At 38.6% G+C, this 15,247-nt stretch carries 12 protein-coding genes; 7 read left to right on the top strand and 5 right to left on the bottom strand.

Annotated elements, in window-relative coordinates; genetic code table 11:
* Nucleotides 1-108: 108 nt before the first annotated feature.
* Nucleotides 109-1,908 (bottom strand): excinuclease ABC subunit UvrC, encoded by a 1,800-nt coding sequence (uvrC, locus tag AC1M9H_RS08000; RefSeq protein WP_481613135.1) that lies wholly within the window; start codon nt 1,906-1,908, stop codon nt 109-111.
* A 228-nt stretch (nt 1,909-2,136) separates the two neighbouring features.
* On the opposite strand from uvrC, the gene AC1M9H_RS07995 reads away from it, so the two are divergent.
* Nucleotides 2,137-3,186: an AAA family ATPase gene (locus AC1M9H_RS07995; protein WP_481613134.1), complete on the top strand. Its 1,050-nt coding sequence runs from the start codon at nt 2,137-2,139 to the stop codon at nt 3,184-3,186.
* A 32-nt stretch (nt 3,187-3,218) separates the two neighbouring features.
* Here the strand turns inward: AC1M9H_RS07995 and AC1M9H_RS07990 are convergent, their stop codons facing one another.
* Nucleotides 3,219-4,172, bottom strand: coding sequence for a hypothetical protein (locus AC1M9H_RS07990; protein ID WP_481613133.1), 954 nt, complete (start codon nt 4,170-4,172; stop codon nt 3,219-3,221).
* A 129-nt stretch (nt 4,173-4,301) separates the two neighbouring features.
* Nucleotides 4,302-5,216, bottom strand: coding sequence for a lipid A hydroxylase LpxO (lpxO, locus tag AC1M9H_RS07985; protein WP_481588586.1), 915 nt, complete (start codon nt 5,214-5,216; stop codon nt 4,302-4,304).
* 505 nt (nt 5,217-5,721) lie between these two features.
* Here lpxO and fadB point away from each other — a divergent pair.
* From fadB to AC1M9H_RS07970, 3 genes are all read left to right on the top strand, one after another.
* Nucleotides 5,722-7,875, top strand: coding sequence for a fatty acid oxidation complex subunit alpha FadB (gene fadB / locus AC1M9H_RS07980; protein ID WP_481613201.1), 2,154 nt, complete (start codon nt 5,722-5,724; stop codon nt 7,873-7,875).
* A gap of 12 nt (nt 7,876-7,887) precedes the next feature.
* The gene (gene fadA / locus AC1M9H_RS07975) at nt 7,888-9,060 is read left to right on the top strand and encodes an acetyl-CoA C-acyltransferase FadA (RefSeq protein WP_035265978.1); all 1,173 of its coding nucleotides are present in this window, start codon (nt 7,888-7,890) and stop codon (nt 9,058-9,060) included.
* Between the two features lie 82 nt (nt 9,061-9,142).
* On the top strand, nt 9,143-9,886 hold the full coding sequence (locus AC1M9H_RS07970; protein ID WP_481613132.1) for a hypothetical protein: 744 nt from the start codon (nt 9,143-9,145) through the stop codon (nt 9,884-9,886).
* A gap of 95 nt (nt 9,887-9,981) precedes the next feature.
* Here AC1M9H_RS07970 and AC1M9H_RS07965 read toward each other — a convergent pair whose 3' ends face one another.
* On the bottom strand, nt 9,982-10,491 hold the full coding sequence (locus AC1M9H_RS07965; protein ID WP_481593354.1) for a hypothetical protein: 510 nt from the start codon (nt 10,489-10,491) through the stop codon (nt 9,982-9,984).
* 257 nt (nt 10,492-10,748) lie between these two features.
* Here AC1M9H_RS07965 and AC1M9H_RS07960 point away from each other — a divergent pair, with 257 nt between their 5' ends.
* The gene (locus AC1M9H_RS07960; RefSeq protein WP_481613131.1) at nt 10,749-11,744 is read left to right on the top strand and encodes an Lnb N-terminal periplasmic domain-containing protein; all 996 of its coding nucleotides are present in this window, start codon (nt 10,749-10,751) and stop codon (nt 11,742-11,744) included.
* A gap of 54 nt (nt 11,745-11,798) precedes the next feature.
* Here AC1M9H_RS07960 and AC1M9H_RS07955 read toward each other — a convergent pair whose 3' ends face one another.
* A complete protein-coding gene (locus AC1M9H_RS07955) occupies nt 11,799-12,593 on the bottom strand; it encodes a hypothetical protein (protein ID WP_481613130.1) in 795 nt (264 codons plus the stop codon).
* Nucleotides 12,594-12,891: 298 nt separating this feature from the next.
* On the opposite strand from AC1M9H_RS07955, the gene AC1M9H_RS07950 reads away from it, so the two are divergent.
* Both AC1M9H_RS07950 and AC1M9H_RS07945 read left to right on the top strand, forming a co-directional pair.
* Nucleotides 12,892-13,605: a DsbA family oxidoreductase gene (locus AC1M9H_RS07950; RefSeq protein ID WP_481587402.1), complete on the top strand. Its 714-nt coding sequence runs from the start codon at nt 12,892-12,894 to the stop codon at nt 13,603-13,605.
* A gap of 428 nt (nt 13,606-14,033) precedes the next feature.
* The gene (locus AC1M9H_RS07945) at nt 14,034-15,230 is read left to right on the top strand and encodes a hypothetical protein (RefSeq protein ID WP_481613129.1); all 1,197 of its coding nucleotides are present in this window, start codon (nt 14,034-14,036) and stop codon (nt 15,228-15,230) included.
* Nucleotides 15,231-15,247: the final 17 nt, after the last annotated feature.

Here is a 15,247-nt window from a genome sequence, read left to right as displayed (position 1 = left end):
CCTTTTATTTTAAATTTCTTATCGCGCTAGCATGCTGAATTTTCAGATTGAGGTAAATGATCAATGACTCACAGGTCAATGATCATTTTGGCAAATTGATATGCATGATTACTCATGCAAGATTTTGTACACAGTCCGAGCGAGATTTGCACCAAAACCTGGGACTAAATTCAGATCCTTTTCAGAGGCTTTTAATACCCCTTGAATCCCACCAAAATGTGTTAATAAATCACGGCGGCGTTTTGGTCCTAGCCCTGGAATGGCTTCTAAAACTGACTGCCCACGACGTTTATCGCGCTTGGCACGATGTTTAGTAATGGCAAATCGATGCGCCTCATCACGAACCTGTTGAATTAAATGTAGCGCTTTATGGTCTTCAGGCAGTTGAATCTTTGTGCCATCAGTGAAATGTAAGGTTTCCAAACCAGGCTTACGTCCTTCCCCTTTTGAAACCCCCACCATGAATGCATCCAATCCAAGATCTTGCATGACCTGCATTGCCATATGTAATTGCCCTTTACCACCATCGATGAGAAGCAAATCTGGCAGCATCGCCTTCTTATACCGTCGTGTCAAAGCCTGACGCATGGCAGCATAATCATCACCGCCAGTGATATCTTCGATAGCAAACTGACGGTAATCGCGCTTGCGAGCCCCTCCACTATCAAAGACAACACAAGAAGCGATCGTTGCTTCGCCCATCGTATGGGATATATCAAAACATTCGATACGATCAATTGGACGTCCGACCACCTCTTCTAACTGATGAAAACGTTCATTCAATTCATAATGGTTAGCAAGTTGTCCTTTAATGGCATGCTGTACATTCATGGTCGCAAGCTCGAGCCATTCTGCACGGGTTTCTCGAACTTTTGATTTAATCAGAATTTTTTTGCCAAAATTTTGTTGTAGTGCCTCTTCTATGTCTTTTTTGTCTGGCAGCTCCACGTTGACGATTAATTCTGTTGGAATCTCATCGGCAACTTGGAAATAAAAGTTCGCGATAAAATCTGCCAGCATTTGTCCCAAATCATCGCCCAACATATCTGGGAAATAACTTTTTCCTCCCAACATCTTGCCATTACGCACATGCATAATCTGAACGCACGTTACCCCCGCTTGGTATGCGATCGCCAATATATCTGCTTCACCTTTGACTTTATAAATCGCTTGTTGCGTTTGTACATCACGCAATAATGCCATCCGATCACGATAAAAAACGGCTTTTTCAAATTCAAGAGCATCTGCTGCCGCTTCCATTTTGGCAATTAATTCTTGATTAAGCTCACGTGTATCCCCTTGTAAAAAACGAATAGAGTTATCGACATCCTCTTTATAATCTTCAGGTGATATCATGCCCACACATGGAGCTGAGCAACGTTTAATTTGATACTGCAAACACGGTCTTTTACGTTGCGCAAAATAACTATTTTCACATTGGCGGACATTGAATAATTTTTGTAAGACCACCAATGTATCACGTGCATTAAAAGCACTTGGATAAGGTCCAAAAAATTTACCTGCTTGATGTTTCCCCTTACCACGACCTGCTGCAATACGTGGATAAGGCTTATCACTGGACACAAAAATATAGACGTAAGATTTATCATCTCGCAGCATGATGTTATACGGCGGTCGATGAAGCTTAATTAAGTTTTGTTCAAGAAGTAATGCTTCCGTTTCTGAGCGGACCACCATGGTTTCAATATCATGAATGCGGGCAACTAAAGCCTGTGTTTTGGGATGCTCAATGGTTTTAACAAAATAGCTAGAAACACGATTTTTTAAATTCTTGGCTTTTCCCACATACAACAACTCTCCATCTTTACCTAACATGCGATAGACACCAGGCAAAGTCGTAAGATTGGCTAAGATTTTTTCAATGTGTTCACGTGCGTTTTCGTTCACAAGCAGCCTTTAATGTAGAGTCAGTCATTCATGCAACAGCATGAGCTTATTGTGATGGTAATGCGCTCTATTTCAAGTGCATTTCGGTAGACGATTTTAAAACCTTGTTGATCCAACAGTTCAGGGTAATGATCGCAGATTTTATAATCAGCTGATTGGTAAAAAGTCTGAGTTGTTAAATTCAAGTTTGATATGCTTTTCAACTGATTCATTCATGGATGCGCCAACATGACTGCGACCGATCGTGCTTTTCACGCCATACAACCTGCACTCTCATCCCATAGTCCTTCAGAAAAAGATCGACTCATTGGAAAGTCGCGCTTTCATTTTGAACCAGCCAAAGTGATGCAGTTATTGCGTGATCGTATCATTGGGCAAAATCCAGCCTTAGATGAAATCGAAAAAATGCTTCACGTGGTCAAAGCTGACTTTTCAAGTCCTGAACGCCCCTTGTCCGTCACCTTGATGCTTGGACCAACAGGTGTTGGTAAAACAGAGACTGTTCGTTTGATTGCTGAAGCGATTTATGGTCGTCCTGATGCGTTTTGTCGTATCGATATGAATACACTGGCTCAAGAACATTATGCAGCCGCTTTAACAGGCGCTCCGCCTGGATATGTCGGTTCGAAAGAAGGTCACAGTTTATTCGATGAAACTGCGATTAATGGCTCTCATACCCGTCCTGGCATTATGCTGTTTGATGAACTTGAAAAAGCCTCTCCCGAAGTGATTCGTGGCTTAATGAATGTGTTGGATACAGGTCGCCTAACCCTTACTGCTGGAACAAAAACGATTGACTTTCGTAATTGTATGATCTTTATGACCAGTAATGCAGGAGCACGCGCAGCACAACAATATTTAGATAAATTAAATGTTTTACCGCAAAAACTTCAGAATCTATGTTTAAAACGCTTACCCACGAAAGCCATTATTGAAAAAATACTGCATCGCAGTTTTGATCCCGAATTTCTGAATCGAATTGATCGTGTCCTTCATTATCAACCTGTTCAAGATGATGCACTCCCTAAATTGGTAGATATTGAACTGGAAAAACTCAATATTCGTTTGCAACATCAAAAACGTCAGGTTCATTTATCAGACCTTGCCAAAGCATATTTCTATCAGGGTCATGATATCCGCTTTGGGGCACGTCATTTAGCACGTAAAATAAGAACTGAACTAGAACCCATTATTGCGATCTACTTTCTAAAGCATCCAGATCAACTTCATCTCAAGCTGGATTGCAAAGACGGTCAGCTCTCGATCATCAATCAATAAAAAAAGCCCATTATGGGCTTTTTTTAAACAAATCATCTTAAACCAGGAATCGTGACAAAGGATTCTGCTGCCGTTTTATTATAATACGTACACCCTTTTTCAATATTTGCCATTAATAACTGATAACGCTGTCTATTTTCTGCAACATCATCGTTCATTAGCAATTTTTCATAGAGCTTATATTCATCATCAGTCGTACGCTTCAAAGTTTGATGATATTCAGCAGGATATAGTTTGCTTTCAAATTCAATGGCTGTTGAATCATCTAAACTAATCTTCATACTGGTGTCAAAAATACTGCTAAAATTCATACCCATCCAACGATCTTTAGCAAGTTGAAATTTAACTATTGGATTTTTTTGATTTAAAAGATCAAGATACAGCAAGTTATCTTCATAAAATTGGTTAAAACTCTCTTCCAATGGTTCACTGGTGTTTGGATAGAGTTGTAAATAATCTACTCGGTTTTGTTCTGCTTTCTTTCTATAACAATAGCTACCTGAAGAAAAATTTTTAAGACCATCTTTGGCGATAAACAATCTCACATTAGGGCTCAAATCATTTCGATCAATGTTGCGATAACCTGGTAAAACTGTATCAAAAACATTTTTACCCGATAGGTTTACACGCTCCATTTCGATATCCGTTTGGATGTCACCAATGATATTCATCGTCCAATGACTAGGACTATTCACACTAAGCGTATTTTGGGCTTGATCATAGGTTTGATAGATACGATTTCGCGTCACAATCACACTATTCAACGGTTTAAAACTATCCGTATAAGTAAATTGTCCATTTTGAAATTCAATATAATTTAAGCCGAATCGATCATTGGAATTATAGTGAATTGAATAGAGTTGATCACCGTTTCGAAATTGTGTACTCGGTGATGATTCATACGAATCTCCCGACCCACCGCCGCCACAGGCACTTAAAAAAAACGGTAAAACACTGAGAGCCAATATTGTTTTTTTGAGATTCATTTGAATTTTCTTTTGTGTATTTTACAGACAAAAGCATAGCTTTTATTGAACCAATTCTCAATTTTAATTTACATCATTTTAAGTAAAATTAAAAAAAGCGCCCTGAGGCGCATTTTGATCTGAATGCTCTTAAAACACATAAGGTCGAATAAAAATCAGGAAGAATATCCCTAACATCAAGAACCATTTTAAAAAGTAATATAACTGACGGTTCTTCGCTTTCAGTGCTTTTGCTTTCACACGTAAGCGATAAACATAACCAAATGCTTTGTTCAGACCACCCGTTTGATCCCCTGCTTCATTCGGTGAACTTGCCGCAGTCATTACATTTTTACCAAACCAATGATTAAACCGTTCCATCCAACGTGTCTTTAAAGGACGCTCTACATCAGCAAAGAAAATAATACGATTTTGATCCGTCGTGTTTTCTGCATAATGGATGTAGGTTTCATCAAACACAACGCTTTCACCATCTCTCCATGAATACCGCTGACCATCTACATCAATAAAGCAACGATCATCATTTGGCGTCAACAACCCTAAATGATAGCGTAAAGATCCCGCATAAGGATCACGATGACGAACCAAGCGACTATCAGGAGCAAGCTCAGTAAACATCGCCGCTTTAATGGTTGGCAATGTTTTAAGCAATGCTGTCGTTTTAGGGCACAGTTCTGCTGCAGAAGGATGTGCAGAGTCATACCATTTTAAATAAAAACGCTTCCAACCAGTTTTAAAAAATGAGTTAAAGCCTAGGTCATCATATTTTTCAGAGGCTTTGATCCCACCCTGCTCATATAAAGCTTTGGCTTCATCACGAATCATTTCCCAATTTTCATCTAACACTTTTAAATCTTTAAAATGCTGTGTGTCGATATAAGGCTGGTTTGGCACCTTAGAGAACATATACATCAAAAAATTAATAGGTGCCAAAATGGTCGAATGATCAAAGAATTGACGATAGAACGAATGTCGTACTTTTCCACGACGTTGAATATACAGTGCCGATATGATGAATATCGCGAGAATAATCCACTTGATCATTGAGTGACTCGGTTTATCTTTGGTTAGCGGGTTAAATGAGGAGATGCTGCACCTAAATTGGAAATGAATTGTTCCAATTTAGATGTATAGATAATCACGTAAATTGTATAACGACTACCCCAAACAACGAAACATTGTGTTCTACAAATAGACTTTTGATGGCTTTATATTTCAGTTTATTGACTTTTATGACGAAATTTAAAGTGCAAAATAACTTGAAATTACCTACCTACCCCAGATATAAGTTGAAGTGTTTTTAAATAAAATGCCAATTGAAACAATCGCTTTATTGTAAGAAGAACAAACTCTACATTCGCATCTGCTGTTTTATAACGCATGCTGGTGCAATAAATAGATGACCATTGCGTCACGGCTTGATACAACTTGTTATGTTCTTTTTCGATATAGTTATCGTAAGATTAGCGAAGCTTTAATGTGCGCAGGAAATACGCACTTGCTTCACAACATCAACTTAGAAGTCCTCCAAAAAAAAGGAGATCAGGGCATGATCCACGCTGGCAATGCCATTACCGTCCAAATGCTTTCGGACGGAATTGCAGAATTCCGCTTTGACTTACAAGGTGAGTCGGTTAATAAATTCAACCGCGCAACAATTGACGACTTTAAAGCTGCAATTGCTGCTGTTCAATCAAACGCTGAGATTAAAGGTCTTATCGTTACATCTGGTAAATCTACATTTATCGTTGGTGCAGACATCACTGAGTTTGGTGAAAACTTTGCGCAAGGCGAACAAGTCATTGTAGATTGGGCAATGCCTGTTCATGAAATTTTCAATTCATTCGAAGATTTAAATATTCCTAAAGTTGCTGCAATCAATGGCATGGCATTGGGCGGCGGTTTCGAAATGTGCTTGGTGTGTGACTATCGCGTGATGTCAGAATCAGCACAAGTTGGTCTTCCAGAAATTAAACTTGGGATCATTCCTGGTTTCGGTGGTACCGTTCGTCTAAGCCGTTTAATCGGTATCGATAACGCTGTTGAATGGATGGCAATGGCGAACCCGAAAAAAGCACCTGCTGCACTTAAAGATGGTGCGGTCGATGCGGTGGTTGCTGCTGATAAATTACAAGATGCTGCGATTTCTATCGTTAAACAAGCAATCGAAGGTCGTTTAGACTGGAAAGCGAAGCGTCAAGAAAAATTAGATCCAATTAAGTTGAATCCATTAGAACAAATGATGGCTTTCAACTCGTCTAAAGGTGTGGTGCTTGCGAAAGCTAATCCTGCACAATACCCTGCGCCAAAATTATTGCTTGATTCTATGCAAGCAGGTTCAAGCTTAGATCGTGCTGGTGCACTTCGCCAAGAAGCTGAACACTTTGCAAAAGCAGCGGTAACGCCACAAGCAGGCGCGTTGATTGGTCTATTCATCAACGACCAAGTTGTGAAGAAAACTTCGAAAAAATATGAACAAGGCGCTCACCCTGTAAATCAAGCTGCAGTACTTGGTGCAGGTATCATGGGTGGTGGTATTGCTTATCAAGCGGCAAGCAAAGGCACACCAATTATCATGAAAGATATTGGTAACCCACAACTTGCTTTAGGAATGAAAGAAGCAAACGGTCTTCTGACTAAACAAGTTGAACGTAAGAAAATCAAGCCTGCTCAAATGGGTGAAACGCTTGCACGTATCCGTCCGACATTAAGCTATGATGAGTTTAAAGAAGTCGATATCGTGATCGAAGCGGTAACAGAAAATCCGAAAGTGAAAGGCATCGTACTCAAAGAAACTGAATCTAAAGTACGTGAAAACACGATCATTGCATCAAACACTTCTACGATCTCAATCACGCGTTTGGCTGAAAACCTTGAACGTCCTGAGAACTTTGTAGGGATGCACTTCTTTAACCCAGTGCATATGATGCCTTTGGTTGAAGTGATCCGCGGTGAAAAAACTTCAGCTGAAGCGATTGCAACGACTGTCGTACTCGCTCAAAAAATGGGTAAAACCCCGATCGTTGTCAATGACTGCCCGGGCTTCCTTGTAAACCGCGTATTGTTCCCTTACTTTGGTGCGTTTGACCTTCTTCTTAAAGACGGCGCTGACTTCCAACAAGTCGACAAAGTAATGGAAAAATTTGGCTGGCCAATGGGTCCTGCATACTTAATGGACGTTGTCGGTATTGACACTGGCGTTCACGGTGCAGAAGTGATGGCTGAAGGTTTCCCTGACCGTATGAAGCCTGATTTCAAAGGTTCAATCCAAACAATGTATGAAGCACAACGTCTTGGTCAAAAGAATGATGTTGGTTTCTACAAATATGAATTGGACAAGAAAGGCAAGAAAGCAAAAACTGTTGATCCAACAGCGTATGACGTGATTGCTTCTGTCGTGACTGGTGAAAAACGTGAATTTGATCCTCAAGAGATCATTGACCGTATGATGATTGCTTTCTGTAACGAAACTGTTCGTTGCTTAGAAGATAACATCGTTGCAACACCAAACGAAGCAGATATGGCGATGATCATGGGTGTAGGCTTCCCTCCATTCCGTGGTGGTCCATGCCGTTACATCGATCAAACTGGTGTAGCTGAGTATGTTGCGCTTTGCGACAAGTATGCGCATTTAGGTAAGGCTTATGAAGCGCCACAAATGTTGCGTGACATGGCTGCTAACAACAAAAAATTCTACGGTTAAGGAGCAACGTGAATGGCTACTTTAAATCCACGTGACGTTGTCATCGTTGATGGCGTACGTTCAGCAATGGGTAAAACCAAAAATGGTATGTTCCGCAATGTACGTGCCGATAACTTATCTGCTGAATTAGTTCGTGCATTGGTTGCTCGTAACCAGTTTGATGTGAACGAAGTTGAAGATGTGATCTGGGGTTGTGTGAACCAAACTCTAGAGCAAGGCATGAACATCGGTCGTAACATCGTGTTATTGGCAGACTTACCAAAAACTGTTGCAGGTCAAACTGTTAACCGTCTTTGCGGTTCTTCAATGCAAGCAATTCATACCGCAGCTGCTCAAATTGCGACTAACCAAGGTGATATCTTCATCATTGGTGGTGTTGAGCATATGGGCCACGTTGGCATGATGCATGGTATCGACTTGAACCCACAAGCATCTAAACATTATGCAAAAGCATCTAACATGATGGGCTTAACGGCTGAAATGTTAGGTCGTATGAATGGCATTAGCCGTGAAGAGCAAGACGCTTTTGGTGTTGAATCTCACCGTCGTGCTTGGGCTGCTACTCAAGAAGGTCGTTTCAAAAACGAAATCATTGGTGTTGAAGGTCATGATGCAAATGGCTTCAAAATCCTATGCGATGTAGATGAAGTGATTCGTCCAGATGCAAACCTTGAAGCATTTAAAGCGTTACGTCCTGTGTTTGACCCTAAAGGCGGTACAGTGACTGCTGCTACATCATCAGCATTGTCTGACGGTGCATCTGCAATGTTATTGATGTCTGCTGAGCGTGCGCAAGCACTCGGTCTTAAGCCACGTGCTGTAATTCGCTCTATGGCAGTTGCAGGTTGTGATGCTGCGATCATGGGTTATGGCCCAGTTCCAGCAACTCAAAAAGCGCTTAAACGTGCTGGCTTGAGTATTGGTGACATTCAAACTGTTGAGTTAAACGAAGCATTTGCTGCTCAAGGTCTTTCAGTATTGAAAGGTCTAGGTTTACATGACAAACAAGACATCGTGAACTTAAACGGTGGTGCGATTGCGCTTGGTCATCCATTGGGCTGTTCTGGTGCTCGTATCACAACGACGTTGTTAAACGTGATGGAACAACAAGATACACAAATCGGTCTTGCGACGATGTGTATCGGTCTTGGTCAAGGTATCGCAACTGTGATCGAACGTGTTTAAGTTTTAAATACGTGACCAAAAGAAACCCCGCTTAATGCGGGGTTTTTTCTCTTAAAAAAATCTTGTTAAAAAATTTATAAATATGAAGAAAAAAAAGACATATTTCTATCCAGTATTTTATATCGTTCTCAGTCTTATAATTTTCTATTTTGGATGGAAGTTAGAAAATCAATATGAATTGCCTTTCTTTAATCCTCTATTAGTTTCTAGTATTGCTTATGGATTGGCTATTACTTTTTTAACTCCCATTTTTCTTGTTATTATCAATCAGTTTTATGTCCGAGAAATTGAGGAGAATCGCAAAAAATTCCGTTATAAAAAAATTAATAAATTCATGAATTATTTTATATTTATACTTCTTACAGGGTTTGTGTTATTTTTTGTTTGGAGGTTATTTTTCCCGCAATTTATCACGCTTTCAAACTTCGCTCTGATCAAAATAAATGAAGTCATTGGCAAGCCAGTTATAAAAGAATTTCTATTTAACGGTACGGTACAAGCTAATCCAACTCATCAACAAAAAATTAATATTGGCTCACACAAACATTCTATTTATGTTATTGATACTGTTACTCACAAGATAAATTTTACGCTATCTGATAATAAGAGAGAATACTCATTAAAGCAGTATTGCTTAACTCAAAATTTGAACCTTAATATTCAGAAATATAAAATTCAAATTGAAGGTTATAATTCTTTTTTGGGCTTTAGTGCTCAACAAAATCAACACTTGAGCAACCATGTATCTGCTCAACAAAATATCAATTTAGATCTTAACACTTTAAATTCATGTGAATTAATCTACTATAATTTACCTAGGCTTTAAGATAATTTGCAAATTATCAAACGTGTTTAAGTTTAGATACGTGACTAGAAGCAATCCCGCTGTTTGCGGAATTTTTATACTTTAGAAATCAAATTTTATTTTAGATTACTCCGCCATCCATCACCCAACAACTGATTTAAACGTTGCTCATCAAAGGTCATTGGAATCGCGCCTCCACCCTGTTGGATATGATTCAATGCTTTGTCCCGATCAATCCCTAAAGGCTCCAACATTCTAAAAATGCCTGAACTCGGATCATTCGACTGTAAACCTGCTGCAACAGACAAAACATACTGCTGCTGTAAAGGTGATAGATGACTCATATCAGGCACTGGGGTTTTTGGTTGAATATTCAGTGCAGGTGAACTTTGCTCTAAAGCAGCATTTTGAATATCCTGTTCTTTTTTGATCACTTGATGTTGCAAAGATTGACGCACCTTTTGATCTTCTTGAAAAGGTGTAACAGTCGTCACAACTTCATCACGTAAGTCATCGTCCGCCAACAATTGAATTGAAGGCAAGCTCGCAATATTTTCGGCATGAGTCAAACTCATCAGCAAGGCTGAGATCACACCAAACATCAAACATAATTTAGAATTAGTCATAAGTAAGACTCTGACATACATCGTTCAAATTGAGCATCAAGAAACAAGAATAACTAAACAAATAGAACCATTCTTTAATTAAACTACACCAATTTATTTACGTATTCATCAGCACTCAGATAAATGGTTTCAAGTGTTTTTTAAAAGTTTTGCTAAGCAACTGAATTTCAAGACTCGGTCTGATTTTACAAATATGGACTTCAAAGCTTAACTTCAATTCATTATAAAAATAGAAAACTCATACATATCCATCAGCCATGAAAACTAAAATAAAAAACAGCCTACTCGTTATATTTTTATGTCTCACATCACTTTGGGCAATCTTATTCATTTGGACACATCAGCCTGTTAATGCCATTTTCACTTATGCACTGATCTTGTTTTGGGTTGGACTTGCCATCATTACAGGGATATTCCATTTCAAGCAACACAGCTATAAGCCCTATTTCACATGGGCGTATTTGATTATTTTTTTGATTGCCATGATTAGCTTTTTTTCCTTAGAGCCGCGCAATGATCGCGTTTGGCAGGATGAAACCGACAAAATTATTCAATTCCAATTCAAAGATGGCAAAGTGGAATTACAGAATGTCAGAAATTTTATTTGGCACAGTGATAAAGACTACGTGACGCGATGGGAAACACGACAATACGATTTAGAAAAGTTAGATCGTATAGATTTAGTGGTATCTCATTTTATGCAAGGTCCTATTGCGCATGTTTTTATTACATTTGGTTTTGATGATGGCGAACATCTCGCATTTTCTTTAGAGGTTCGTCAGGAAAAGGATGAAGGTTTCTCCACCATTGGCGGGTTTTTTCGGCAGTATGAATTAGCACTGGTCGTAGGTGATGAAAATGATTTGATTTATACACGCTCAAATATTCGCGAAGAAGATGTCTATATTTATCCAATTCAAATGAATCAAACCGAAATTCAGATGTTGTTTTTAGAATTCCTGAACAAAGCCAATCGGCTAAATCATACCCCAGTTTGGTATAACACCTATATCAGTAATTGTACGACCATCTTGTTTGATTTATTAGAACATGCAGTAGGACAAATTCCACGAGATTATCGCGTGACCTTACCAGGCTTAATTCCAAACTATTTATATGACAAAAAAGTCCTCGATAATGGTATCACCTTAGATCAATGGAAAGAAAAAGCACACATTAATCCTAAAATTGAGCATGTTCATGATGCACATTTACTTTCAAGTAAAGCATTCTCTGCCTTACTCCGTGAGTAAAACAGGCGTCCATTCTTTATAACCACGCTGAAAGAAACAACCAAGAAAGAATGTTTATTGCGTTTCTTCCTGAACAACGGGTTCAGAACTTGGACTTTGATTCACTGTTTGTGCTTCAATCACTTCGGCATTTTGATTTTTTAACTGATCAATTTCGCGTTGTAATTGATTTAATTCACGATATAACTCGTTAAAACGATTCACACTAAGATCACTTTTAAATAGGATCATTTCGTTACGGCGTTGCCAGTCATGATTCTTCAAAAACTCAAACATTTCTTCAGCTTTTTTTGTGATCTTAAGTTCTAAAGCAAACAAAGCTTGATCATTATTATGCTGTCGGCTGAATTTTAACTTTTCTTTCATTGGCTCACGCAAGTCTGCTTTCATCTCCAAAGCATCAAGCGCTTGTAAAGCTGTCGCATAAATTTGTTGGTCACGCATTTGATATTCAGATTGAATTTTCTTCACTTGGACAAACATCTTTTCGGTGTCTTGATATTTATTCTTTTTATCTAATTCTAGGCGACGAACGTTCAGAAACTCATCCCACTTGGCTTGATCTAACTCACGTAAATACATATTTCGTGATTCAATATTGTCTACCCAATACTTCAAAATAAATTCAGAAAGTACTTTATAGTCACCATTCAAACGCTTATCTTCAACTTTAAAATTCAGAGGGGTCTTCCAATCCTTCGCTTGAACATAAAGCTGCTCAATTTTTTCTGTCATCACCAAATCAAATTGTTGACGTTGCACTTCATCATTTTTTTCATTTTGCGCGTAGGCACAATAACCAAATAATAAGGTCACCATGACGATAACCACCGCTAAAATTCCGCGCATCTCAAACTCCTATCCTTTTTTTGTTTGAGTAATGAATTACTTGCGAACAATGACAAGCACATGATGTGTATTGTATAGCATATTTTTTAAGCAGAATTAGGAATGAATTTAGTGGATATTGCTGTGATTTTGTCGATTTATTCGTGATTCTGTGATCAAGTTTCAATAATTTATTACGCAAAATTCATATTTTCGACAGAAATATATCGGATTGAAACTCTGCGTTTCAGATTTAGACCTTTAATTTTGTTGTCATTGCCCACACTATAGATTCATAAATGATGATTAGAGATTTTTTATGCGTGTAGATGTGTGGTCAGATGTAGTATGCCCTTTTTGCTATATCGGAAAAAAACGTTTAGAAGCAGCAGCAGCTGCAACTGGTGTAGAACTTGAAGTCCATTGGCACAGTTTTCAGCTAGATCCTGATGCACCGCCACGTCAAGAAGTCTCAAATAGCGAACGTTTAGCATTAAAATATGGGCGTACTGTCGCTGAAGTTGAAGAAATGCAACGCAATATTGCGGAAATGGCAAAAGCAGAAGGCATCGAGTTCAATTGGGAAAATGCCAACTCAGGAAATACATTCAACGCCCATCGAATTATTCATCATGCACAAAGCTTAGGATTGGGTTCGGAAGCAAAAGAAGCCTTTTTCTATAGCTATATGACCCAAGGTTTAGCCATTGGCGAGCGTGAAACCCTCGAAGATGTTGCTTCGCGCATTGGTTTGAATCCAGTTGAAGTGGATGATATTTTGGATTCTGATCAATATGCCGATTTTGTCCAATTTGATGAAGAACTTGCACGTGATCAATTGAAAGTGACTGGCGTACCATTCTTTGTATTCGATCAGCGTGTAGCTTTAGCTGGTGCTCAACCGACTGAAGTCTTCCAAGATGTGATTAACAAAGTATTAACAACTGCCAATGAACAAACAGATCAACCCACTGTTGAAGATGCAGAAACTTGTACTGATGAGCATTGTGAAGTACCACCAAGCAAATCATAAAACACCTTCGACAACCTAAATACTGGTTTAAGGTTGCATGACTTAAGCCATATTTAGACTGTTATAAAAATAGAATTCAGCGTTGCATAAACAAGCCTATTCAAGTGAATCGGAACTGAATATACTTCATGTATAGATTCACTGCATGACTCTATACATGGTAAATTTTTATAGACCTCTTTCCCCAAGGAGGTCTTTTTTTATCTATAAAACAATCATTTAATAAAATTATTTTAGTTTCAAGTCTTCTCATTATCTGTTCCAATTTTAAATCACTTCAAATTCATTGTTGTTTATTGTGAATTTTGTTGAACAATTCATTAGAATAGATCAAACATTGATTTTTAATAATATCACGATGCTTAAGCCCATTTTTAATTTTATAAATAAATTCAGTGGCTTAACAATGAAAATGACTTAGAGCGAATATGAAAAGAATCATGCAGCAATTCAAACCGTCAACCTTAAGTCTTGTCTTAAGTTGTAGCTTTTTAAGTACTTTCGTGTATAGCCAAGATCAGATAGATCACTTGACTGATCCTTATCAAACAGATGAAATCAGTGTCAGTAGCGAATTCTCTACTTTAGACTATCCTTTAGAATTTCAACAAAAAGATTGGCCAACATCGGATGAAAATAGCTTAGGTTGGATTAACTACGTTCCTCGCATGGTAGATTCAACCCCCACTCTATTCCCTGAACAATCCAATAAAAAAATATACGCCCCGACCCAAGCGACTGAAGATTTATCATGGATTGACCGACGTCAAAAATCGATTCGCCACTGGGCAGACCGAACCGCTCAGCGAATCGATGGTTGGTTTGGTGAAGGTTATGAAGATGAAACCGCCAAAGCAACGCTACGTGTAATCTTTGATAATAAATGGAATAAGTATGATGATTACGAATTCAAGCCACGTATACGCGGTAAAATCGACTTACCAACCTTAGAGCGTAAATTAAGTTTAGTCTTTGGTGATGATTCACTGGATAATGAAATTGACAACAATATTGCCATTACCAATGAAAATCCCGCTGCTGATCCCGACAAAAATGTCGACACTAAGCGAATCCGTGAAGATAACAGTTCGATCGCCTTACGTTGGTCACAACTGTCTGATAAGTTACCTTTCGATTTAGATGCTGATTTAGGTATTCGATCTGGAGATGACATTTATGCCCGCTTGAAGGCAAAAAAAGATTGGACTCTCGGGAATGATTTTTCCTTTCATGCTGAACAAATCTATCGTTATGGTATAGATAGTGAAAATTATCTAAGAACCAATTTGGAACTCACCCACGCACGTCCAAATGAAGCGTTTATTTCAAATCAGCTTTATCTAACTTATGCAGATGAGCAGGATGATGATTGGACTTGGGATAATCGTACCTATCGCCAACATCAGTTTTTCCATGATAACCGCTTTAACTACGGTATGTATGTGGGTGGTTATTACAACAACGATGATTTACGTATGAACAGTTGGGGACCTTTTGTTTCGTGGCGCCAACCCTTATTCCGCGAATGGTTCTTTGTTCAAGGTGATCTTAACTATTTTAATGATAAGCGTGAAGATCGATCACACTATCCTCGTGCTTTAGTTCGTCTTGAAGCTAGATTTTAGCGCTCGATAATAGTCAT

The sequence above is a fragment of the Acinetobacter sp. ANC_7512 genome (genome assembly GCF_056779935.1).
Note: the sequence above shows the minus strand (reverse complement) of the source record. Positions and strands in the feature narration are given on the sequence as shown.